The following is a 23,206-nucleotide window of genomic DNA, read 5'->3' as shown; positions in this document are numbered from 1 at the left end:
TTTCTCGTTACTATTCACCTTTGTAACCGTTTGTCTGTTCCTTAGCGACCCATCAAAATAAGATGCGATTTCCTTTTTTTTTCCCTGCTCTGCATAGGAGGTTTGAAATTGCCAATTTAAATTTTCCCTATGTCCATCTAGCGCTATATAGTCCCAATCTGATATTACATTAGGAGATTGCTGTCCACTCCATTTACCATAAAGGTTATGCCTAACTATTTCATCAACCGATAGACTGGTGGAGGTATGGTTAGAAATAAACCTACCAACATTTCGAATCCTATAAATTAAATAACCCCGATCATACAGATTTGCAATAGAATAATGATTATCACTTGTTTGAATCCTTGTATTATTATTATCAAAATCCTTTAGATTAAAGGCTATCTGGCTAGCATCTAAAATAGTCAATACAGATTGATCACTATAATTATCAACCCAGGTCCACTCCAGTTCATATTCCTCTACTCCTGTTGCGATATTATTCCACGTAAAATCAATTGTATTACTTATTGGGTTTTGGACAACATTAATGTTGGGAAATTCGTTAACATCTAACTGATAAAATCTAGTTGATTCAAATGATGCAGATAACCTTAGGTTACCCGGAACTTCAGTGATATCAGGGGCTGTTGCTTCGTTGTTTACAATACTCACACCTGTAATAGTCACTTCAACACCACGTGCATATGGAGTATTCACAAGATGCTTTTGTAAATCGATAAAATTTCCAAAACCTCCATAGTGGTTATTTTCAACTGTTAACGTAATATTGTAAGCTTGACCATATGTATAATTATTAAAAACTGCTCGTACACTCATATCTACTTTTGCAGTATACCAAAAGAACGGTCCCGCATAATCGTCAATCTTTAATTCCACATACGCCCTGTTACTGGTTGAAACATAATTATTCACACCCAACTCTCCATCAATTACCGAAAAGACAGTTCCAACTGATATACTTGGACATGGAGTTTCCCATTTTCTCTCCCTACAGTAACCGAAAGAAGTAAAGGATAATAAGACAATTACCAGTAATGCATTGAAACGATTTGAATTCATAACAGATTTTTTCATAAGCTGCAGATATTTAATCAACAATTGTATAGGACTTATATTTTTTGATAGGATAATATTTTTGATTTGTTTTTTTTACATAATTGTCAACAGTGAAATAGTCGCTGGTTGCAAATCCAGATTTTTTAAAATTTGAATATGTTATCTGTAATCTTGGATAGTCAAACTTTGGTTTTCCATTTACAATTTTGGTTTTATATTTGGTTAGAAAAAACATTTCCTGTTTTGAAATTTGATAATCTTTTTTATTTATATAGACAACCACTTTGCTGTATGGAATCATAGTAACTTTTGAAGTTGTTAGGGTACAAATCCAAAATCCGTTTGACTCCGTTACACGATAGCCTGAAAAATAATTGATATAGCTGTTTAATTCCAATGGCGCTTTCTGTACATTATCCTTTGTGAGATTGGCAATCTTCATTCTTTTGTTGTCATTGTCAATTTTGATATATAGGTTGTTTGTGCTGATTATTTCTGAATTGCCAATTCTCGTATAAGTATTATCACCTTTCTTTACAGTTATACCTTTATAATCTTCCTTAATCTCGTTTGAAGTATAATTAACAAACAGTTTAAATTCTGACTCTAAATAATAACTGTTCGATTCAAAAACATTTTGTGCTTTATCAAACAATTCAACTACTCTTTTTTTGTCATTGCTTTGTGCATTTATGGTAATACACAACAAACAAAAAACTAATAAGCAGATTTTCTTTTTATTCCCCATTGTTCTTTGTTGTACTAGACCTTGTTTCTTGTATTGTGAATACTCCTTTTTCTGTTTCTTTCTTGACTCTTACCAGCCCTCCTTCTTGGTCATACTCATAAAACGAAGCATAATTATTTTCATCTAATTCAGACATTAGTTTAAGATCGTCCGGATCATAAACAAAGCCCTTCATATTACTGTTAACTGGATAGAATCGAATGTCATCAAAACATACCGATACCGATGGGTTCGTATTTTCAAGTTCGACAGAGATATATTTACATGTGGGCAAAATGGTTATTACACCCTCTATTTTTTGCCACCCATCAATAATGTTTCCTTTGGGTGTAAAAGAATAAGTGTTTACTACTGTACCAGTAGTGTCAAGTAATAAGATATTTATTTTGCTATACTCATAAGAAATAGTCTGCTGATCCAACAATTCCTTTACCCAGCCATTAATAATATAATCTCCTGCATCCGGCATAAATGATCCTTCTGAATAAGTTGATATATCTGGGTCTTGCGAAAAGGCAAATCCACTAAAAAATAATGCTGCTAACAAAAAAATTGATTTCATAATTTATATATTTTACTGATTAGACTTAGTCTTCCTGCACAGGTGGCTGTGGATTGCCACAATCTTGCATTATATTTATTGAGTCCAATGCAACAGTTATTCCGTATCCGTTATCTCCCCAAGTTGGGTTTTGTGAAACTGTAAAATTAACTTGAACATCTTGAAAATTTCCGCCAACATAGTTAATTCTGAAAAAGAATGTATAAGATCCATTACTACCCGGCGGAATTATACAAAGTCTGAATGTTTGATTATTATGCCAATGTATAGGAGTTATTGGGGTTGGAGTACTTCCATTACTTATAGAATAATGACTTGTTGATGCAATTAACAACGGGGATCCATCAGGAAGTGTCCCGGTTCCATGATTAATTATTAATTCAAGATTATTTCCATCAGAAGCCGCACACGTTGTAATTTCATTACTATCATTTAGGGAAATAATCGGACATGGAAGTCTTATAAGACAATTTACCGTCCTAGGGGTTATTGTTGTTGCAAAAAGCTGTTTTTTAAGTTCTGCTTTTTTGCCGGGAGCAACTATTAAACTATTTTTCCCAGTATGGGCATGATTATTAGTAATTTTTTTATTCTCAACATCCGTTTCAAATTCAAAGTGAGAACCACTTGCATAACCATTTGGATAGTCCTCGAAATTATCAAATCCAAACTTTTTATATTCAGCGTTGTTTATGACGGCAAATGGTTTGGTATAATCATAACCATACTGTGCACTACTATATTTACCAAGCGCATCCTTGTTTTCTATTTCAACTCCGTGAGGGTTATATTTGGTAACCTCACTTGCAGCGGTCCAACCAGTTCCATTTTTAAACCAATTACTGCCATGAAGATTATAGAAAGAACTAAAAGCACTATAGAAACCATTATATCGTGGATTCCCGGCTGCAGCCGTAGTTAGTGCTTTTCTTCCTGTTAGGTAGGTAAGCGACCTAACTGCTCTCCAGTTTCCTTTATAGTTTTGATAAAATGGATTAAATCGCAATCTGTTAGGAAAGGTAATAGATTGGGGGTCTAATGTTGGTACATTGTTTTGATAAAGAGCCGTTGTTCTTTCATTCTGTGGCATCCAAAAATCTTCATACTCAACCGCACTTGCATTCACAATCCTTGCAGTATTATCAGTTGTTGCTAGGAAATTTGCTAAGCTTCCGCTGGCAATAGGGTTAACCATTGAGGTTATGGTAGCCATAGAAGCCATCTGGTTATTCCTATATCCGGAACGCAATATTCTAAAGCTATATCGAGACCCATCAGTTCCGCACATATCCAGGTATTCTCCAGCTGAATCCATCAATAGTAATCCTGTATTATTTGCATTATATCCAAAAACCCATACTTTCTTTGTTCCTGCTTGATTAGTAACATACAGTTCATCGCCCAACTCAAAAACGTTGGTTAAACTACCTGTGTAACCATCAAGTTTAAAATAAGGAACTGGGACGAGTTGGGTACTACCGCCAAATGGAGTCAATGTACCTCTAACATCAGTATTATTCGTTGCTAATCCCATTCGCTTATAATACCAATAAGCAGGTATATTTAAACTATAATAAGAATCATCAAATTCATTTACGGTTTGGGTTAACAATACTTGTCCCGTTTGAGAATCCCAAGCTATATTCTTGGTAGATACTTGTGAACCTAAATCATACGCTATCTTTTCTTTCAATATACCTGTTTTATGTATTACCTTGGTGGTAACAGCCGATCTGAATATCTGGTAATGGGATTCATTATCAAAAAAGGCAGTTGGCACATATAAAATCCATAAAAATACTGGCGGCGGTACAAATATTGGTATGACTTCCAAATTTCCGTTAACTCCGGAAGTGTTGGAGTAATTATAATTATACCTCAAATCATTGACTACATCATAATTAACCCCTATGGTTTTTTGTGATACAGTACCATCCGGATTTATAACTGACATTATGTTGTTTAATGATGACAAATCACCTGTTTTGGTGCTGTATCTGTTTTCGGTATAAGAAATGAGATTATTTTTGTCATCATAAATCTCCTGCTTCTTCACCTTTCCATTCATATCATTTGTTTCAATCTGGAATCCCTGAGTTAGGTTTAGTTCGTTTCGAACATCCAGACTCAGTCCAAACATGCCCAACAAAATATTTGGAAGCATTGCTGGCTCATTATTGACTTGGGTCTTACTTTTACTCAAATCTGTGAAATCTGTCTTGGTCGGAAAATCATAGCTGGTATAATGATAGGTTATAACAGTTCCGGAACGAGTCTTCCTGGTTTCAGAATTAGTTCCGTCATCATCATCAGCGGCAGTTATATTTTTAACCCTTACTTTACTGTAGGTTACAGCAGGACTTGGGAAAAAGCAAGCTCCAAAAGGTTTCTCTGTATATGTCTGGGCAGATAATTTTTCAGTACCGTTATATAAAGGATTTACGAGAGGATTTTCTTTCGACATGTTTGCTTCATAGGTAGCAACTCCGCTTGAACCTGAAGCTTCATTGTCTCCTAATGTATAGGAATATTCCTGACCGTATTTCTTCTGATATCTTGGATTGTCTTCAAATCCTAACATTTTATCCCAACCATCATACATCTCTAACTTTTTAACCCTTAATCCTCCTCCAAGTTTGCTGCCTGTAGGTTCATTTAACCTTATCCAGGATTTATCAGCTAAAAAATTATTTGCACAACCAAATCCTTTTAATCTTTGATTTGGTCCGGTAAATATTCGAATCATTTCATCTAAATTGGACACCAAACTTGTTGCCAATGACAGTAGATTTGGCATACCATCGCTTGGTTCTGCCAAACCATAAATTTGCCTGTGCAGATTTTGCCTTCCAAAAAACCAACCTGCAACTGAAATGGGGTTAGCTGTTGCGGACGATCCTCCACCTTCCTTGCTGGTATAGCGCATTGGAATATATATGTGGTGTTCCCCTGAGACGTTCTTAATCTGAGCAGGTCCATCCATTTCAAAGTAGCCGGTCACATGGTCATATTTGCCCGAAGTCATGTTTAATAAAAAGTCGAAATAAATTGGTTTATTGTTTAATCCATCTGTGCAACGCCTTAAAATTTCGCTTGAAGTGATACCCGAAGGCAATCGTTCCTCATCCACCTTAACAACAACAAAAGTAGCTTCTCCACCTCCTGTATAAAGACTTTGGTCAATTGTACCATTAATATCATTTGTAACGCCTAGGACTTTGAACATCTGCATTGCTTTTTTATTCTGCACATATTGGTAGTCATCTGATTCCAATGTTAATTTTATTTTACCACCAGATGGCAGCTTAACTTCTTCCAATGACCAAGCAGCAGCAGTTTCATCCTGATCAGGTTTATCTAACTGTTGTACGTATGGAAAATCTTGAGGAGAAAGTGCTTGGCAGCCTCCTATTTCTCTTGGATTCACTTTGTAATTACCCCATATGTCATAATTCTTAGGGTTGTAAACCTCGTTATGTCCGTAAATAAATTCATAAGGTACATATTTACCCATGTTGGAACCTTTATAAGTAAAGTAAACTTTTTTCAAAGTAAGTTTACCTCCAAAATTAGTTTCCTCACCATTTATAATCCTTGAAGCGCCTGAATTATTCTCAATACCATTACATAAAGAATAATTATATTCGAAATGGGCGGTTTTAATTGGCTTAATTGAGGATGAAGGCGAGATATTATTTGGAATTAATAATCCTGGCCTTTTAGCGTACAGTCTAATGGTTTTAATACAATATGTTTTGTTGGCAGTATTTCTTCCTCCGTTTTCATCAAGGGTTCCATATCCATCTAAACGCTCTTCCAGGTCTATAAGCGCAACGTGGGTTTTTGTTTCAATCCTTTTTATGTATTTAATTTCCTTAACCCCATAAAGGTAACTTCCCTTTTGATCCCTATTTGCTGTTTTAAAACCTTCATTATAGGAAGCTTCCATTCTACCATAAGGAACTCTCCATTTATAATTGTTTGAATAGGCAGCATCTCCTGCAGAGGTGTAACTAAATTTCGTGTAAGTCCCCAAATCATCATCTGATGGCCCATCACCATTTATGTCTTGGTAATCAGAAGAAAGTATTGACGATATCAAATAGGTATGTGCATAGTTTTTTGTCTTTATACTGTTAAAGAAACGATCAATTCCCGCTGAATTTCCACGTCCGTTTTCACTTGGTGAATATTTAACAATACCTCTTAAACAATCAATATTATTACCACTAGCGTTGGTAGCAAACGTAACCTCTTTTTTCTCAATGTTATAAGCTGTCTCCCCAAAAACATTCCTGTTTCCATTCTCATCAGTAATCAAAAAACCTGCAGTATGATGGTTTAGGGCATTCGGATTGACCTTAACAAACGCATTATCCAAATGATAATCAAGGGCTTCTTTTTTGGTAATTTTTTGAATTGCAGTGTTTCTCTTTTCTCGACTTGCCCTTCTTAGGTTTGAAGTATTAAAAGAGGCCATAGGAGCCAACTCGGAATCATATCCATTAATTACCTTTTTCGAATACTTGTTTAAGGCATTATTATCCATAAGTTTTAAGGTAACGGGCATATCATCACTAATGATTTGTGAGAAAAGAGTTGGAGTTGTAGGATTGAATTCAGGATCAACCCTTAACTCCCCGAGGGATTTATAATATACTTTTTCATATCCAATAACAGGAGATGGTTTTTCTTTCAAATAAGGAGTCGCTATTGTTTTCCATCCACTAGTATAATTGATTGAACTGGTATTTTTAATACTTGCTCCATAATGAATACCCCATCCTGCCTCAATCTCTGCAGACATTGATGTGCTTGAAGATTCATCTGCCACATAAGAATCGAAAACATAACCTATTTGTCCTCTGTAGGGGCGTATAGTTCCATTTAAATTTTGGCTTTGTACTGACAATACATCATAAGTATAATTTGTAACCGGCAATACATTAGTATGCTTTGAAATAGTCCCTAATTCATTTTCGCGGTTAAAATCCAATAAATCAAATTCAGATGCGAGTTCAGTATTTTCGTAACCAAAGGCCTTTTCTATTTTGAACTCTTCCTTAATTTTTTGGATGGTTGCAGAAGCACTCAAACTGATTTCAGCCTGTACCCCAAAAACACTTGGTCCTGCCGAAAAGGAAAAAGTAAACTGATTGTTATCAAATGCTACTCTTTTTGTTGGGGTAAAAGTAGCGTCGTTAAAAGAAATACTACAACTACCTCCTCTACCGAACCCAACTGCTTTTACACCCTCGTCCTCTTCAATCCCATTATAACCATGGTTTGCTCTAAGACTGGAAGACAAATTGAAACTTTGCAATCCCTGCCTGCTATTATAGGAGATTCCTGCTGACATTGCACCTGAAATATAACTTCCTATTTTGTTGGCTTTACATAAAAAAGAACTCATCGTAACACTTGGACTGATTGTGGCACCCATTTCATCTGAACTTGATAACTGAACTCCAAGTGTTACATTTTTACCCAAATTGAAAGATGCACCAAATGTAGGATTTGCAGACAAGCCTGTATAATTATTATATTTAACCTCTAATCCCGCACCTGCACTGGCACCTAAATGAATTGTATTATCCATTAATCCCCAAGCTTGTGGGTTTACATAGGCAGTAGTCGAGACTGTAACATTCGGCTTCAGATTGTTTTCTGTCTCGATTTCGTCTCCCTTAAAATCATCGGGCAAACCGCGAACATTTCTATTGATTTGACCAATATTTAAATTCCAACCCAATCCAACCCATGAAGCTTCCTGATCCATAGTAACACCTGAGGTATAAGCCAAATTTATTGGATAACCCCCTACATCCATAATGGGGATATTATAATTGAAATCCCCGCTTGTTAAATCTACCATATCGGAAGTTCCAATGGGAGTAAAGGAATTAAACTCAGGCTGTGACGGACCTTCGGTTAAGGCAAACATCACCATTGGCTGGGTTAATTCCAAAAATATCATTAAAACTAAATAACAAGCAACAACTTTACTAAACTTACTGGTTCTAATACTTTTAATCATAATTATAGTTTTAAGATAGGTTCTTTAAATCTGAATTTAAGGGTTCCTTTTTTGAAAAGTTTATCCTGATATATTAATTGAATTTTATCATTGGGATTTATATCCGAAAAAAACAATAGTAGTTTATGATAGGGAGTTATTTTAAAATTCCTCTCAAACATGACTCCGGAACATTGTATGGTATCATTTTTTGATGTTATGACTGAAAAATCCTTTTGTATTGTAAATGACATGTATTCTACTGCTTTCTGATAATCAAGATTTGTGAATTTATCCTCCAACAAATCTTCTTCACTCTCATCCTGAAACACAAATTCTATTAACCGCTCTCTTTTGTTTTGTTCATAAATAGAATCCGTTGCAATTAAATCCTGGTTTGGACTGTCTTTCAACAGATAGTATATAATAGGCACTTCTGTTGCAGTAAAATCAATATTATCTACCTTCTGATTATGCATTTTTGATTTCCATCCCTGCTTTTCCAGATTATAATACCTATGTCGAATTTCAGATTCACTCTTTATATCATTATCATTTTTACAGGAAATAAAAATAATTAACATAACAAAACAGGTATATTTATTAAAAACCTTCATACTTTTCATTTATGAAGTTTAACAATTCTTTTGTCACATCTTTATCTTTATTACCCGCCAATACAGTCTGGTTATTATTTGAATTTAAGATAAAATCATATCCTTTTAATTTGGCATAATCTGAGGAATAAACAGCTATTCTCGACCAAATTTTTTGAGAATACAACTGAGTATATTGGTTCTCAAATTCGGCAATCTCTTGCTTTTTATTTATCAATTGTTCAATCAGTACCGATTTAGAACTTTCATCTGAAGTTAGACTTACTAAATTCCGAAGAGAATCTATTTGGCTATTTTTCAATCGGATTTCTTTTTCTCCGGCCAATTTTAGCTCTTTAGTCATTTTAAATTCAGTAAACAACTCATTGCTATTTACATATACAATAGAACTAACAGTCTTCTTGTAGAAAACAAAAAAAATAACACTCAACGATAAAACTAGTAAAAGGCATATAACTAAATTCCGTTTTACCATACTTGTTAATTTTTTTATAAATCTAAATCATTTATTCTTACAAAAAAAATATAATTAATACTTTTTTAGTAAAATTTAGCTTTATTAGTAAAATAAAGGGTTTGCAACTCTTTAAAAAAATAACAAACCAATTTTTTCAAGTTAAAAAAAGGTTTTAAGCGAAAAAAAAAGCTGCTAATTGGTTGAAAAAAAACATGAGTAATTGTTATAATTTCATTAAAATGACTAGTCCTAAATAATCTGTATCGATTATTTAGGACTAGTCAAGAGTTTCTTGTTGCAGAGAGGATGGGATTCGAACCCACGATACAGTTACCCATATACAAACTTTCCAGGCTTGCTCCTTCAACCACTCGGACACCTCTCTAATTGTGTTGCAAATAACAACAAATTTTTTCAGTAAAAAAAGCTAGAGACACAATTTGTTACTGCATTTCGCCTCGCAAAGAGGTTTCAAAAATAGTCTTGAAAACTGAAGAGGCAACGTTTTGTCCCAGCAAATACATCAGTTTGGTTATGGCAGCTTCGGTAGTGATGTCTTTTCCGGAAATAACGCCTATTTTCTTCAGTTGTGTACTGGTTTCATATTGTCCCATGTTAACACTTCCGCCCGAACATTGGGTAACATTGATGATATGCAAACCACTTTTGATGGCTTTTTTCAAAATTTGGATAAACCATTCTTCCGATGGAGCATTTCCCGAACCATAAGTTTCTAAAATGATTCCTTTCAAATTAGGGATGGCAATAATGGAGGACAATACCAATTCAGTAATGCCAGGAAACATTTTAATTATAACAACATCGCCGTTCAAATGTTTATGAACTACTAATTTTTTATTGGCTGTTTTTTGTAAAACGGTATTGGGATTGATATTCAAATGCACTCCTGATTCTGCCAATGGAGGAAAATTAGGCGATGCAAATGCATTAAAATGTTCGGCATTTATTTTTGTGGTTCTATTGCCGCGGTATAATTTGTATTCAAAATACAAACAAACTTCCTGAATTATAGGTTTCCCTCTATGCTGTAAGGAGGCAATTTGGATAGCAGTAATCAAGTTTTCTTTGGCATCTGTTCGCAAATCACCTATAGGTAATTGCGAACCAGTAAACACTACTGGTTTATTCAAATTCTCCAACATAAAACTCAATGCTGAAGCAGAATACGACATAGTGTCTGAACCGTGAAGTACAACAAATCCATCAAAATGGGTATAATTATCTTCAATAATGGTGGCAATAGTTACCCATTTGTCGGGATTACTATTGGATGAATCAATAGGTTTTTCAAACGAAATGGTTTTAATATTGCAATCCAGCTGTTTCAATTCTGGTATTTTTTGCAATAGCTTGCTAAAGTTGAATGCTTTCAACGCTCCCGTTTCAAAATCTTTCATCATCCCGATGGTTCCACCGGTATAAATCAAAAGTATGTTGGCTTTAGATTGCATACTCATATTTTGATTTGTTCACAACTGGATTGGCATACATCGCTAAGAAACTTTCCACCATTTGCGAATTGTTTTCATCAATTTTCATTTCAAGTCTACGTTCAAACAGTGACTTTTCGTTTTCTGTATAATAGGTTTTAAACTTGTCCGTTTTGTGAAGTAGGTCGTAGGCAATATAATTGGTTGGCCACAACTTATAACTTTTTAAAATGGCATCATCTATCAGTTTTGCCACCGCTTGCACTTGCTTGTTACTACTATCAAACTCAGCTTCAACTATATCTAATTCTTTGTCAATCACATCACAAACATGAATGTGAATGCGCTTTTTCTGACCAATAATTCCGCTTAGTAACGTCATAAAATCTTCGTTTTTCTCTTTTATGTATACTTCGTCGTTGGCTTCTGCTAAAAGTTGTGGCATTTTTAAAGCATCGGTCGGGTCATATTCATAGGATATAGAAACGGGCACAATTTTAATTTTCTTAAAATAAGTGATAATATTCTTCTCATCAGAACCCATCGATAGCATTTTCAAAACACCTGTATGAGTGGCGTCGTTGCCATCTTTTGTTCTTCCTTCCCGTTGTGCAATCCAGACCGAACGGTTTTCTCGAAGCAATAATTGTCCAATGTATTGGGAAAGTAATTTGGAACTTTCTAACAATTCTCTTGGAGGCAACCCACGTTGTACCAAGAAATTTCTATTGAGTTTAGATAATGTTTTTAGAAATGATTTTTTTACCAAATTATCTCCAATAGCGGAAGCGGTCATGACCAAACCATGATCAAACAAGGCGACATTGAGTAATGAAGTATCTAAAATTATATCTCTGTGATTGGAAATAAAAAGATAGGAAGTGTTGGGTTCTAACTTTTCAAAACCAGATGTAGTCAATCCTTCAGAACTTTTTTCTAATACTTTATTTACTGACTGGTAAATAAAATTACATTGAAAATCACGAATGGAATGCGTCTTTTTGAGTTGGTTTTTCCAAACTTCTTCATCAACATCAGGAAAAGTAAATTCCATCAATGCTTTCATCATGGGATGATTTACTGCAGAATGAATAGCTTCATTTACTTCTGCATCATAAAACGGTCGAATAGAATCAAATCTCTGCATGTAATCTTTCAATTTTTGATGAACAAATGAACAAAAAAAAAGTCAATTTATGTTGATTCCATTGTTAAATCCCAAAAATTACTTTTGAATTTTCGGTGGTGATTCGAGCAATTTCTTCTAGTGGAAGTTGGTAAATCTGAGCGAGTTTTTCAGCTACTAATTTTGTATAACTGCTTTCGTTTCGTTTGCCACGATGCGGCACAGGAGCCAAATAGGGCGAATCGGTTTCTAGAACAATATGTTTTAAATCAATGTGATTTAAAAACTGGTCAATCTTTCCGTTTTTAAATGTGGCAACACCACCAATTCCGAGTTTCATATTCAAATCGATGGCTCTTTCAGCTTGACCGAAATCTCCAGTAAAACAATGAAAAATACCAAATAAATCGGTAGATTTTTCACTATCTAACACTTCAAAAACTTCATCAAACGCCTCACGGCAGTGAATGTTTATGGCTAATTTGTGTTTTTTTGCCAATTGGATTTGATGCTTGAACACCTGTTGTTGTTGCTTTAAAAATGACTTGTCCCAAAACAAATCAATCCCTATTTCACCTATGGCATAAAACTTTCTTTTAGCCAATTCAGTTTCCACATGTACCAACTCTTCCAAATAATTTTCTTTGACATAGCAAGGATGCAAACCCATCATTAAGAAAATGTTTTCGGGAAACTGAGCTTCTAAATCATACATTTTTTGAGTATAACTCGAGTCGATAGATGGAACAAAAAATCGCGAAACACCAGCATCAATAGCGCGTTGAATCATTTCATTTCTGTCGTGGTCAAATTCTTCAGAATATAAATGGGTGTGGGTATCGGTTAAAATCATTTTGAGTTGCGGGTTTCGGGTTTCGAATTTAAGATTTCGGGTTAAACATTGCAAAATTACGATTTTAAGTACTATTACACGAAGTTTCACTAAGAAAGCACAAAGTCACCCAAAGAAAACTTAGTGTATCTTTGTGCAAAACCTTTGTGATACTTTGTGCTACAACTATGAAAAATCTACATGATATTCTAAAAAAAGAAAAATACAAAAAAATAAATTTTAAGGTTTCAAAAACCCAGCATTTGTTAGTTAAAGCGACTATTAATGGTGTCTCTGGAAATTTTATTTTAGATACTGGCGCGAGTAACAGTTGTGTCGGTTTTGAAAGCATTGAACTTTTTAATCTCAAAGCAGGAAAATCAAAAACCAAAGCATCGGGTGCTGGAGCAACTGGAATGTTTACGCAATTGGCCAAAAACAATTCACTAAAAATTGGACGATGGAAAACAACTGAATTTCATTTGGTTATTTTTGATATGACTCATGTGAACCAAGCGTTACAACAACACAAAGCCAAACCGGTTCACGGAATTATTGGTGCCGATATTTTATTAGAAGGCAAAGCAATTATTGATTATTATAATCACTGTTTGTATTTGCAGTAAAATGTTTTTTTAATGAATAATAAGCAATCACCGTACTCAACAGCATCAAAAAACTGCCTAAAATAAAGGGTGCTCCAGGCAGTTGAAACGGCGCTTCTTTATGAGTAAAAAAGTAAAACGTATTGGTCATCATGGGTGGCCCAACTATGGCTGAAGCACTCATTAAACTCGCCATTGTTCCTTGAATTTCTCCTTGTTCATTTGCTGGAACTTTTGCAGAAACAGTAGCTTGCAATGCTGGTCCGGCAATTCCACCCAAACAATACGGAATTAAAAACACAAATAGCATCCAACTCTCAGTTGCAAAAGCAAAGAGTAACATTCCAATAGTATATAGCGATAACCCGATATAAATACTCTTTTCATTGCCAAGTCGTGGACTTGTCCAACGAATTAATCCGCCTTGCACAATTCCCACCAAAAGTCCAACTACACCAAGTGAAATCCCAACCATTTTTTCATTCCAATTAAAACGATACATCGTATAGAAACTCCAATTACTATGAACGGCATGCGAACCAACATACAAAAGGAAAATGGCAATTATCAATCCAATAAGTGAAGGATATTTTTTTAATCTCAGAAAAGCGGATATTGGATTGGCGCGTTTCCATTCAAATGCTCGTCGGTTTTCTTTAGATAACGATTCGGGTAAAATAAAATAGCCGTAAATAAAATTCAACATACACAAAATAGCCGCAGCATAAAAAGGAACTCGTGAACCATATTGCCCCAGCAATCCGCCAATAACGGGTCCTATAATAAATCCCAACCCAAACGCAGCACCAATCATCCCGAAGTTTTTGGCTCTGTTTTCGGGTGTGCTTACATCGGCTATATACGCTGAAGCAGTAGTGATACTGGCACCTGTTAGTCCCGCAATAATTCTCCCCACAAAAAGCCAAACAATCGTTGGTGAAAAAGCCAATAACAAATAATCCAATGCAAAGGCGAAAAGCGAAATTAAAATGATAGGTCGTCGCCCAAACTTGTCACTCAAATTTCCAATTAATGGTGCAAAAAGAAATTGCGTTATGGCATACGCAAAAGTCAACCAACCACCATATTTTGCGGCTTCGCTAATATCACCATGAATGAGTTCCTTGATTAATTTTGGTATCACTGGAATGATAATTCCCCAACCGGTAATATCAATAAGCATCGTGATGAAAATAAATCCTATCGCTGCTTGTTTTTTGGTTTTTTGCATCAATGCTATTTTTATATTTTTTGGCGTGTCGCTTCGTCGTTCCTCCTGGCGCCGGGCTATCCGCTGCAATCTTTTATTCGTTCCTCATAAAAGGATTTTCGCTTCTATCCCTCACGCAGAACACACAAATAAACGAAAAATCCCGCTTAGAAAACCAAACGAGATTTTTATTTCAAGAGACCTATCAGGTTTTGAAAACCTGATAGGTCTAGCTATTTTATAGTTCCAATGCTTTCTTAGGATTATTATCCATCAAAATTTCAACTGGATTTTCCAATGCTTCTTTCACAGCAACCAGGAAACCAACCGACTCACGACCATCGATGATTCTATGGTCATAAGAAAGTGCTACAAACATTACGGGTGCAATTACTATTTGTCCGTTTTTAACAATCGCTCTTTCTACCACATTGTGCATTCCCAAAATTCCAGATTGTGGTGGATTGATGATTGGTGTACTCAACATACTTCCAAAAACACCTCCATTAGAAATAGTAAACGTTCCTCCAGTCATTTCATCAACCGTGATTTGTCCGTCACGAGCGCGAATGGCTAGTCTTTTGATTTCTGCTTCAACACCTTTGAACGTTAATTTTTCGGCACCACGAACTACAGGAACCATTAATCCTTTTGGCCCTGAAACCGCCACAGAAATATCACAAAAATCATAAGCTATTTTTTCTTGTCCGTCAATCATGGAGTTAACATCAGGGAAAAGTTGTAAGGCACGAGTAACCGCTTTGGTAAAGAAGGACATGAATCCTAATCCTAATCCGTGTTTGGTTTTAAACTCTTCTTTGTATTGTTCGCGCAACCCATAAATAGCAGTCATATCTACTTCGTTGAAAGTAGTTAACATAGCTGTTTCGTTTTTTGCAGCGACTAATCTTTCAGCCACTTTACGACGCAACATGGATAATTTTGTTCTCTGTGAACCACGACTACCCGCGGTTGGCGTACCCATAGATGGAACTCCTTTTACGGCATCTTCTTTTGTAATTCTACCGTCTTTACCAGTGCCAACAATTTCTGAAGGTTGGATGTTTTTTTCATCTAATATTTTTCTAGCCGCAGGTGAAGGATGCCCCACAACCCCCGAAGGGGGAGCTTGAACTGCTGGCGTTGCTTTCGCAACTTCCACTTTTATTTCTATTTCTTTTGGCTTTTCTATTACTTCTGGTGTAGAAGCTCCTCCTATTGAGGGGTTGGGGAGGCTTGTATCTATTAGACACACAACGGCACCAACGGCAACTGCATCGCCTTCTTCGGCTTTCAATGTAATAATTCCGCTTGCTTCAGCTGGTAATTCCAGCGTAGCTTTATCTGAATCAACCTCAGCAATGGCTTGGTCTTTTTCTACATAATCGCCATCTTTTACTAACCAAGTGGCAATTTCAACTTCTTTAATCGATTCTCCCGGTGATGGGACTTTCATTTCTAAAATCATGTTCTTTTAGTTTATTGTTTGTAGTTCATGGTTTATGGTTCTCGGTTGTGTTTAACTATAAACTACAAACCCAAAACCATAAACTTTTTATCTAAATAAATTCTTATCAAATACCATTCTAATAGCATCGGCATGACGTCGTCTATCGCGTGTATGACTTCCTGCAGCTGGTGCTGCATATGCTTTAAGCGATGCTAATCTCCATTTCACTAAATCAAAATTCATCAACATAAAACTGTATGCGCCCATGTTTTTTGGTTCTTCTTGTGCCCAAACGAAATCATCAGCATTGGGATAACTAGCAATAATGGCTTTCAATTGTTCCACAGGCAATGGAAATAATTGCTCTATACGAACCAAAGCTATATCATTTCGCTCCAAATTTTGTCTTTCGGCCAAAATATCAAAATAAAATTTTCCGGTACAGAAAACTACAGTTTTTACATTTTTCTTATCAACTGATGTATCGTCAATCACTTCTTGGAAACTTCCTTTGGCTAATTCCTCTCGTGTAGAAACGCATAATGGATGACGCAACAAACTCTTTGGTGTAAATACTACCAACGGCTTGCGGAATTTGGTTTTCAATTGACGACGCAACAAGTGATAGAAATTGGCTGGCGTAGTACAATTGGTTACATACATATTATGACGTGCACAAAGCTGCAAATAACGTTCCATTCTTGCCGAAGAGTGTTCAGCACCCTGTCCTTCATACCCATGAGGCAACAACAATACAATTCCGTTTTGGTTGTTCCATTTGTCTTCGCCACACGAAATGTATTGGTCAATCATGATTTGTGCTCCATTAGAGAAATCTCCAAATTGTGCTTCCCAAATCGTTAAAGCATTCGGATTGGCTAAAGCATAACCGTAATCAAATCCTAAAACACCATATTCTGAAAGGAAAGAATTGAAAATATTGAACTTCCCTTTTTTGTCTTTTATTGAGTCGAGAAGTACTACTTCTTCTTCGCTGTCTTCGACTTTAACTACGGCATGACGGTGAGAAAATGTACCTCTTTCTACATCCTGACCAGAAACACGAACATCATAACCTTCGGTCAATAATGAACCGTAAGCCAATGACTCGGCTGTTCCCCAATCGATGACGTCATTGTCATACATGGTTTTTCTATCGGTAACAATTTTGGTTATTTTGCTGATGAATTTCTTATCCGAAGGCAATGTTGAGATAGAAACAATAATTTCGTCCAATTTCTTTTGGTCGAAAGTTGTATCCACCTTTTTAAGCATTTCATCGTCAGAAACCTGAACAAATCCTTGCCATTCGTCTTGCATAAATGGTTTGATTATTGTCAAATCTTTTTTGCGTGAAGCTTGCAGATTTTCGTCTAAGTTTTCTTTGTAATCGTTTTCAATTTTAGCCAAATAACTTGCTTCTACGATACCCGCAGTAATTAATTTATCGGCATAAATGTCTCTAGGGTTTTTTTGACGTGCTATCAATTTATACAAAACGGGTTGTGTAAAACGTGGCTCATCGCCTTCGTTGTGACCATATTTTCTATAACCTAATAAATCAATAAATACATCTCTTCCAAATTGCATGCGGAAATCCAAGGCAAAAAGCATGGCGTGAACAACCGCTTCGGCATCATCAGAATTCACATGAAGTACTGGTGACAAAGTTACTTTGGCCACATCAGTACAATACGTTGACGAACGTGCGTCAAGATAATTTGTGGTAAAACCAACTTGGTTATTGATTACAATGTGAATGGTTCCACCGGTTTTGTACCCGTCGAGTTGCGCCATTTGCACAATTTCATATACAATGCCTTGTCCAGCTACTGCGGCATCACCGTGAACGGCAATAGGCAATACTTTTGAGAAATCGTTTGGAAAATATTTATCTTGTTTTGCTCTGGTTATTCCTTCAATCACAGCGCCAACAGTTTCCAAATGTGATGGATTTGGGGCTAAGTTCAGGTTGATTTTTTTTCCTGATTTTGTTTTTCTTTCGGCAGTTAAACCCAAATGGTATTTTACATCGCCGTCAAAATATTCTTGGTCATAATCTTTACCGTCAAATTCGGAGAAAATATCTTGAGTGGCTTTTCCAAAAATATTAGCAAGGATATTCAATCTTCCTCGGTGCGCCATTCCCATTACGAAATGCTCCACTCCTTTCTCGGCAGCGGTTTCAATCAAGGCATCGAGTGCTGGAATAATACTTTCTCCACCTTCGAGTGAGAAACGTTTTTGTCCCACGTATTTGGTATGTAAAAAGTTTTCGAATGAAACGGCTTCATTCAGTTTTCCTAAGATATGTTTCTTTTGATCGTTATTGAAATTTGGTAGATTATCATTAATATTTAATCTATCTTGAATCCACTGAATAACTTCAGGAGTTCTCATGTACATGTATTCGATACCAATGTGTTGGCAATAGACGTTTTTCAGATGACTAAGGATTTCCTGAAGTGTAGAAGGTTGGTGTCCTAAAACTTTGGCTGCATCAAAAACCGTATTTAAATCGGCTGTCGAAAGGTTAAAGTTTTCTATATCTAATGTAGGCGAATAGGTTCTTCGGTCACGAACAGGATTGGTTTGGGTAAAAAGATGACCACGTGTTCTGTAGCCATCGATTAATTTTAACACATTGAATTCTTTTTGCAATTTATCCGAAACCTGTGCGTTTTGAGGAACATTGGCAGCATAATTGGCTAATTCTTGCACCTGATTATCGGCATAATTTTCTTCTCCATAGGTAGTCAACCCAAAGTCAAACCCTTGAAAAAATGCTCTCCAACTAGGTTCAACGCTGTCTGGATTAACTAAGTATTGGTCGTATAATTGTGCGAAAAATTCGGTATGTGCTGCGTTTAAAAAGGAAAACCTATCCATGTCTGTATGAGAAATAATCTTTGAGTTAGAAAATTAAGTGCAAAAGTATGATATTTGTTATAATCTATCAATGTTTTTAATACATTTATAACACTAATTAAATATATCTATTTCTATGAGAAAGATTACGTTCAAAGCAGTAACAAAGATGTTGTTATTTATTGTTTTATTTGGAATTCCAACCCTTGTTTTTTCGCAACAAGATTCTTCATATGTTGGGGTACAAAAACCCAAAAGTGATTTTTGGAGACATGTCCAATTTGGTGGTGGTTTTGGTTTATCCATGGGTAATGATTTTACTAACATTACCGTTGCGCCAATTGCCATTTATAATTTTAACGAGAAATTTGCATTTGGTACAGCGCTACAATACAGTTATATTAATCAAGAAAACTTTTATAAGTCAAATGTTTTTGGCGGAAGCTTAATTGGATTATTCAACCCGATTCCCCAAATTCAACTTTCACTTGAGCTAGAAGAAGTAAATGTTAGTAATACCTACCAAGATTTTGTCGGTGAATTTAAAGATAATTTTTGGTACACTGGGTTGTATGTTGGCGCAGGTTATAGAACAAATAATGTAACTTTGGGTTTCCGTTACAACTTGCTTTTCGATAAAAATATTGATTTGTACGGTGATGCTTTTATGCCTTTTATTCGAGTGTTTTTTTAATACCTATTCCGAAACCATACTTTCATCCATTCTCGTTTTAAAATCAAAAAAGCTACTTGTTCCGAAAGTTCGACTAAATCAGAACCGTCGAGTTGTTTTACAGTTTCTTCGGGAACATCAATGATATAAAGGAGGTTTAAATACTCCGCAAATTTATATTGAATTAAACGATAGATTTTTTCGTGAAGTTGCACTTTCAGTTCGTGTGGCGATGTGCTTTGTGGAAAATCTATTGGTTCGTTGGCAAGATTAAAGTCCTTGTTGATTTGATCGATTAATTTAGAATAGAGGTTTTCGTTTTGTGCCTTTGACAAAAGCTCATCTGTAGAAATTGGAACTGGAAAATTCATTATTTTGATTTTTTACTTTTTATTTATTCTTTCCAATAGCTCACCATTTTGGCCAAAATCACATCGCCGCCTGCATAGAAAAAAACGGCGCCCATCGGCGGATTTACTGCCGGAATTACTCCAAAGGTTTTGGGAACCCAAGTCCAACATTTAAAATAAGTCCCAACCAATTCTATAAAGATAACACAAAGTGCAATGGAATAATAAACGTTATTCCATTTTTTTCTTTTCAGTAATACAAAAAACAAAGTACCAAAAACAAGCGAAAAAATATCATTTAACAACAATCCAACACCTAAAAAAAGAGTTGCAAATGAAATAAAAAATAGTTGCTTAAGCTTATTTTCATTTGCCACAAAAAAAGGACTTTCAGCCATCACAAATCCAGAAGCATACACAATAGCATGACCAAAAGGCACATAAAGCGGAATATCTGGTGTTCTATAGGCATACATTCCGAGTAGTTTGCAAAAAATAAGCTCACCTATGTAGGATAAAAAAACCATGACAAACATGAGTTTTCTCAAATAGGATTGTGCTGAAAAAAAGAACAAACAGAAATAAAAAATGGCTAAAAAGTTGGTTAGACTTCTTCCATCAAAATAATGTTTACTAAAATACACCGAATCAATCCAAAGTGCTAGCAGCGTAAAAAAAGGAAAGAAATAGGCGTATAAATAGGAATTGCTTTTTTCTGATTTGGAAATATTGAAAATAGATGATGCCGAAAACAATTTCATTTATTTAAACTTTTCTTCCCATTAAATTCTCGCCAAATGAACGTAAAATATCTTTTTTTTCGTTATCAATACTAATGTTTCTTAGCGTTTCAAATGCTTTTAAAGTATAATCTTGTATGGCTTTTTGAGTAGCACTTGATGCGCCAGAGGAATTGAAAATTTCTTTTACAGAAGCTATTTTAGCTGAGTTGTCTTCTGGTTGAATAGAAAATAAATGTAACAATTGTTCTTTTTCATCAGAATTTGCAAATTCTATTGCTTTCAAGTATAAATAGGTTTTTTTGTTTTCAATAATATCACCACCAACCTGTTTTCCAAAGGTATCGGGGTTTCCAAATGCGTCTAAATAATCATCTTGCAATTGAAAAGCCAAGCCCAAATTTAATCCAAAATCATAAATCAAATTGGCATTTTCGGCTGAAGTTTCCGCTACAATAGCACCCATTTTCATAGAGGCACCTACCAAAACAGCGGTTTTATATTCAATCATTTTCAAGTATTGGTCAATGGTAACATCATCTCGGGTTTCAAAATCGACATCGTATTGTTGTCCTTCGCAAACTTCGAGAGCGGTTTTGCTAAACAATTTTGCCAAATCTCTAAAAACATCCGTATTGTATTTTTCAAAATATTGATAGGCCAGAATTAACATGGCATCGCCCGAAAGTATGGCTGTGTTCGTATTCCATTTTTCATGCACGGTTTCATTTCCTCTTCTTAATGGTGCATCATCCATAATATCATCATGTATCAAAGAGAAATTATGAAAAACCTCAACGGCTAGTGCCGCTGGAAGTGCCAGTTTATAATCTGCATCAAAAACCTCAGCACTCATTAATGTTAAAACTGGACGTATTCTTTTACCTCCAAGTTTTAAAATATAATGTACGGGTTCGTATAAATTGCGCGGCTCTTTGGTTTCATATTGTGATTCCAAATATGCTGAAATAAATTCTTGATACTGATAAATGGAGTGCATAGCTTAATTTTTGGCTAATTTACAGTATTCCCCCTTTATTCCAAACTTCGTTTTATAATGATATGTTAAATAATTGTAAATACTTTGGAAACTATTTTGGTGTTAAAAGTTTCCAATTTATATTTGCACAGAAATAATACAATCTTGTAGATTAGATTCTGAAACAATTATAAAAAGATACTGAAACAAGTTCAGCATATTATGAAAGATAAAATTATAGTAAAAGCGACCGAAATGTTCTTGAAACTTGGTTTTAAAAGCGTTACTATGGATGATATCGCCACTGAAATGTGTATTTCAAAAAAAACCATTTATAAATATTTTGAAAATAAAGAAATTCTAATTTCCGAAGGAACAAAAGCAGTTCATGAAAAAATACACGAGACTATTGATGCCATTGTGTCCAAAAATTATAATGCCATTCAAGAAAATTTTGAAATTAGAAAAATGTTCAAAGAAATGTTTAATTCTTTTGACAACTCGCCAGTCTATCAATTAAAAAAGCATTATCCCGAAATACATAACGAATTTATGTGCCGAGAAGTAGATGAATGTAATGCCGTTTTTGGGCAAAATATTGCAAAAGGCATCAAGGAAGGATTGTATAGAGAAAACATTGATGTAGAATCGAGTGTTCGGTTTTATTATACACTGATATTCAATATCAATGAAACTACAAAATCTGAGAAAGAAGTGTTTGAATTAGAATACCATGCTTTGGAATACCATACTCGAGCATTAGCCACACCAAAAGGAATTGAAGAATTAGAAAAACAGTTAAAGCAAATCAATATATAAACTATGAAGAAACAAATCACCTTATTGATACTCCTTGTCGCAAGTATTTTAAATGCCCAAGAAAAACCACAAACCTACTCGTTCAGCTTACAGCAAGCCATTGACCATGCTTTGCAAAACAATTATTCGGCCATCAACGCTGGAAGAGATTTAGAAGCTTCCAAAGAAAAAAAATGGGAAACAACTGCCATGGGATTGCCACAAATAAACGCTGGAGTCAACTATCAAAACAATTTTGTCATACAAAAATCGGTAATTCCCGCTGAATTTTTAGGCGGTACACCAGGTGAATTTGCCACAGTAGCTTTTGGAACAAAACATAATATGATAGCCAATGCTTCTTTAAGTCAATTGATTTTTGATGGTTCCTATATCGTAGCGCTTCAAGCTTCCAAAACTTATATGAAATTTTATCAAAATGCAAAACAAAAAACAGATAGCGAAATCAAAGAAATGATTATTAATTCCTACGGGAATGTTTTGCTGGCTGAAGAAAGCATTAAAATCCTTGAAAAAAACAAAGCTTCATTAGAAAAAACGTTGTTTGAAACCAATGAAACTTTCAAAAACGGTTTGATTGAGGAAGAAAATGTAGAGCAACTTCAAATCACGCTAACTTCTATCAACAGCACACTTAATTA

19 protein-coding genes and 1 tRNA gene are annotated in these 23,206 nt (G+C 35.1%); 4 read left to right on the top strand and 16 right to left on the bottom strand.

What is annotated here, in order from left to right; genetic code table 11:
• From ACK5ON_RS12360 to ACK5ON_RS12315, 10 genes are all read right to left on the bottom strand, one after another.
• Positions 1 to 1,080, bottom strand: a 1,080-nt coding sequence (locus ACK5ON_RS12360; protein ID WP_409822975.1) for a hypothetical protein, incomplete at its 3' end; no start/stop codon positions are given.
• 13 nt (positions 1,081 to 1,093) lie between these two features.
• Positions 1,094 to 1,810, bottom strand: coding sequence for a hypothetical protein (locus ACK5ON_RS12355; RefSeq protein WP_409822972.1), 717 nt, complete (start codon positions 1,808 to 1,810; stop codon positions 1,094 to 1,096).
• Positions 1,800 to 2,372, bottom strand: a complete 573-nt coding sequence (locus ACK5ON_RS12350) for a hypothetical protein (protein ID WP_409822969.1) — start codon at positions 2,370 to 2,372, stop codon at positions 1,800 to 1,802. The genes ACK5ON_RS12355 and ACK5ON_RS12350 overlap by 11 nt, the downstream gene beginning before the upstream one ends.
• Before the next feature lie 25 nt (positions 2,373 to 2,397).
• Positions 2,398 to 8,409: a hypothetical protein gene (locus ACK5ON_RS12345; RefSeq protein WP_409822966.1), complete on the bottom strand. Its 6,012-nt coding sequence runs from the start codon at positions 8,407 to 8,409 to the stop codon at positions 2,398 to 2,400.
• Between the two features lie 2 nt (positions 8,410 to 8,411).
• Positions 8,412 to 8,867 carry a hypothetical protein gene (locus tag ACK5ON_RS12340; RefSeq protein WP_409822963.1) on the bottom strand — a complete coding sequence of 152 codons (456 nt, stop codon included), beginning with the start codon at positions 8,865 to 8,867 and terminating at the stop codon, positions 8,412 to 8,414.
• Positions 8,868 to 8,991: 124 nt separating this feature from the next.
• Positions 8,992 to 9,480 (bottom strand): OmpH family outer membrane protein, encoded by a 489-nt coding sequence (locus tag ACK5ON_RS12335; protein WP_409822959.1) that lies wholly within the window; start codon positions 9,478 to 9,480, stop codon positions 8,992 to 8,994.
• 280 nt (positions 9,481 to 9,760) lie between these two features.
• Positions 9,761 to 9,847: transfer RNA gene (locus ACK5ON_RS12330), tRNA-Ser, on the bottom strand.
• Positions 9,848 to 9,905: 58 nt separating this feature from the next.
• The gene (locus tag ACK5ON_RS12325) at positions 9,906 to 10,934 is read right to left on the bottom strand and encodes an asparaginase (RefSeq protein ID WP_409822955.1); all 1,029 of its coding nucleotides are present in this window, start codon (positions 10,932 to 10,934) and stop codon (positions 9,906 to 9,908) included.
• On the bottom strand, positions 10,924 to 12,060 hold the full coding sequence (locus ACK5ON_RS12320; protein ID WP_409822952.1) for a 1-acyl-sn-glycerol-3-phosphate acyltransferase: 1,137 nt from the start codon (positions 12,058 to 12,060) through the stop codon (positions 10,924 to 10,926). Before ACK5ON_RS12320 ends, ACK5ON_RS12325 begins: the two co-directional genes overlap by 11 nt.
• 64 nt (positions 12,061 to 12,124) lie before the next feature.
• On the bottom strand, positions 12,125 to 12,892 hold the full coding sequence (locus ACK5ON_RS12315) for a TatD family hydrolase (protein ID WP_409822949.1): 768 nt from the start codon (positions 12,890 to 12,892) through the stop codon (positions 12,125 to 12,127).
• Positions 12,893 to 13,059: 167 nt separating this feature from the next.
• Here ACK5ON_RS12315 and ACK5ON_RS12310 point away from each other — a divergent pair, with 167 nt between their 5' ends.
• Positions 13,060 to 13,497: a retropepsin-like aspartic protease gene (locus tag ACK5ON_RS12310; RefSeq protein ID WP_409822947.1), complete on the top strand. Its 438-nt coding sequence runs from the start codon at positions 13,060 to 13,062 to the stop codon at positions 13,495 to 13,497.
• Here ACK5ON_RS12310 and ACK5ON_RS12305 read toward each other — a convergent pair.
• From ACK5ON_RS12305 to ACK5ON_RS12295, 3 genes are all read right to left on the bottom strand, one after another.
• A complete protein-coding gene (locus ACK5ON_RS12305; RefSeq protein ID WP_409822944.1) occupies positions 13,460 to 14,707 on the bottom strand; it encodes a TCR/Tet family MFS transporter in 1,248 nt (415 codons plus the stop codon). The two genes, ACK5ON_RS12310 and ACK5ON_RS12305, sit on opposite strands and share 38 nt — an antisense overlap.
• A gap of 217 nt (positions 14,708 to 14,924) precedes the next feature.
• The gene (gene odhB, locus ACK5ON_RS12300; RefSeq protein ID WP_409822941.1) at positions 14,925 to 16,154 is read right to left on the bottom strand and encodes a 2-oxoglutarate dehydrogenase complex dihydrolipoyllysine-residue succinyltransferase; all 1,230 of its coding nucleotides are present in this window, start codon (positions 16,152 to 16,154) and stop codon (positions 14,925 to 14,927) included.
• 87 nt (positions 16,155 to 16,241) lie between these two features.
• Positions 16,242 to 19,025 (bottom strand): 2-oxoglutarate dehydrogenase E1 component, encoded by a 2,784-nt coding sequence (locus ACK5ON_RS12295; RefSeq protein WP_409822938.1) that lies wholly within the window; start codon positions 19,023 to 19,025, stop codon positions 16,242 to 16,244.
• Between the two features lie 115 nt (positions 19,026 to 19,140).
• On the opposite strand from ACK5ON_RS12295, the gene ACK5ON_RS12290 reads away from it, so the two are divergent.
• Positions 19,141 to 19,698, top strand: a complete 558-nt coding sequence (locus tag ACK5ON_RS12290) for a hypothetical protein (RefSeq protein WP_409822935.1) — start codon at positions 19,141 to 19,143, stop codon at positions 19,696 to 19,698.
• Here ACK5ON_RS12290 and ACK5ON_RS12285 read toward each other — a convergent pair.
• From ACK5ON_RS12285 to ACK5ON_RS12275, 3 genes are read right to left on the bottom strand one after another with little or no spacing between them, the layout of a single operon-like run.
• Positions 19,695 to 20,048, bottom strand: coding sequence for a hypothetical protein (locus ACK5ON_RS12285; protein ID WP_409822932.1), 354 nt, complete (start codon positions 20,046 to 20,048; stop codon positions 19,695 to 19,697). The two genes, ACK5ON_RS12290 and ACK5ON_RS12285, sit on opposite strands and share 4 nt — an antisense overlap.
• A gap of 23 nt (positions 20,049 to 20,071) precedes the next feature.
• The gene (locus ACK5ON_RS12280) at positions 20,072 to 20,788 is read right to left on the bottom strand and encodes a hypothetical protein (protein ID WP_409822929.1); all 717 of its coding nucleotides are present in this window, start codon (positions 20,786 to 20,788) and stop codon (positions 20,072 to 20,074) included.
• A 4-nt stretch (positions 20,789 to 20,792) separates the two neighbouring features.
• Positions 20,793 to 21,767, bottom strand: coding sequence for a polyprenyl synthetase family protein (locus tag ACK5ON_RS12275; protein WP_409822926.1), 975 nt, complete (start codon positions 21,765 to 21,767; stop codon positions 20,793 to 20,795).
• A gap of 201 nt (positions 21,768 to 21,968) precedes the next feature.
• Here ACK5ON_RS12275 and ACK5ON_RS12270 point away from each other — a divergent pair, with 201 nt between their 5' ends.
• A complete protein-coding gene (locus tag ACK5ON_RS12270) occupies positions 21,969 to 22,565 on the top strand; it encodes a TetR/AcrR family transcriptional regulator (protein WP_396173203.1) in 597 nt (198 codons plus the stop codon).
• Between the two features lie 3 nt (positions 22,566 to 22,568).
• Positions 22,569 to 23,206, top strand: a 638-nt coding sequence (locus tag ACK5ON_RS12265) for a TolC family protein (RefSeq protein ID WP_409822923.1), incomplete at its 3' end; no start/stop codon positions are given.

The sequence above is a fragment of the Flavobacterium sp. genome (assembly GCF_046317795.1).
In the GTDB taxonomy this organism is placed as follows: domain Bacteria; phylum Bacteroidota; class Bacteroidia; order Flavobacteriales; family Flavobacteriaceae; genus Flavobacterium.
This window is presented reverse-complemented; position numbering and strand designations above follow the sequence as displayed.

What these genes read in the sequence shown, in the direction of transcription:
- ACK5ON_RS12355 (WP_409822972.1), bottom strand. Translation starts at nt 1,810, where the DNA reads ATGGGGAATAAAAAGAAAATCTGCTTATTAGTTTTTTGTTTGTTGTGT.
- ACK5ON_RS12350 (WP_409822969.1), bottom strand. Translation starts at nt 2,372, where the DNA reads ATGAAATCAATTTTTTTGTTAGCAGCATTATTTTTTAGTGGATTTGCC.
- ACK5ON_RS12345 (WP_409822966.1), bottom strand. Translation starts at nt 8,409, where the DNA reads ATGATTAAAAGTATTAGAACCAGTAAGTTTAGTAAAGTTGTTGCTTGT.
- ACK5ON_RS12340 (WP_409822963.1), bottom strand. Translation starts at nt 8,867, where the DNA reads ATGCATAATCAGAAGGTAGATAATATTGATTTTACTGCAACAGAAGTG.
- ACK5ON_RS12335 (WP_409822959.1), bottom strand. Translation starts at nt 9,480, where the DNA reads ATGGTAAAACGGAATTTAGTTATATGCCTTTTACTAGTTTTATCGTTG.
- ACK5ON_RS12325 (WP_409822955.1), bottom strand. Translation starts at nt 10,934, where the DNA reads ATGCAATCTAAAGCCAACATACTTTTGATTTATACCGGTGGAACCATC.
- ACK5ON_RS12320 (WP_409822952.1), bottom strand. Translation starts at nt 12,060, where the DNA reads ATGCAGAGATTTGATTCTATTCGACCGTTTTATGATGCAGAAGTAAAT.
- ACK5ON_RS12315 (WP_409822949.1), bottom strand. Translation starts at nt 12,892, where the DNA reads ATGATTTTAACCGATACCCACACCCATTTATATTCTGAAGAATTTGAC.
- ACK5ON_RS12310 (WP_409822947.1), top strand. Translation starts at nt 13,060, where the DNA reads ATGAAAAATCTACATGATATTCTAAAAAAAGAAAAATACAAAAAAATA.
- ACK5ON_RS12305 (WP_409822944.1), bottom strand. Translation starts at nt 14,707, where the DNA reads ATGCAAAAAACCAAAAAACAAGCAGCGATAGGATTTATTTTCATCACG.
- odhB (WP_409822941.1), bottom strand. Translation starts at nt 16,154, where the DNA reads ATGATTTTAGAAATGAAAGTCCCATCACCGGGAGAATCGATTAAAGAA.
- ACK5ON_RS12295 (WP_409822938.1), bottom strand. Translation starts at nt 19,025, where the DNA reads ATGGATAGGTTTTCCTTTTTAAACGCAGCACATACCGAATTTTTCGCA.
- ACK5ON_RS12290 (WP_409822935.1), top strand. Translation starts at nt 19,141, where the DNA reads ATGAGAAAGATTACGTTCAAAGCAGTAACAAAGATGTTGTTATTTATT.
- ACK5ON_RS12285 (WP_409822932.1), bottom strand. Translation starts at nt 20,048, where the DNA reads ATGAATTTTCCAGTTCCAATTTCTACAGATGAGCTTTTGTCAAAGGCA.
- ACK5ON_RS12280 (WP_409822929.1), bottom strand. Translation starts at nt 20,788, where the DNA reads ATGAAATTGTTTTCGGCATCATCTATTTTCAATATTTCCAAATCAGAA.
- ACK5ON_RS12275 (WP_409822926.1), bottom strand. Translation starts at nt 21,767, where the DNA reads ATGCACTCCATTTATCAGTATCAAGAATTTATTTCAGCATATTTGGAA.
- ACK5ON_RS12270 (WP_396173203.1), top strand. Translation starts at nt 21,969, where the DNA reads ATGAAAGATAAAATTATAGTAAAAGCGACCGAAATGTTCTTGAAACTT.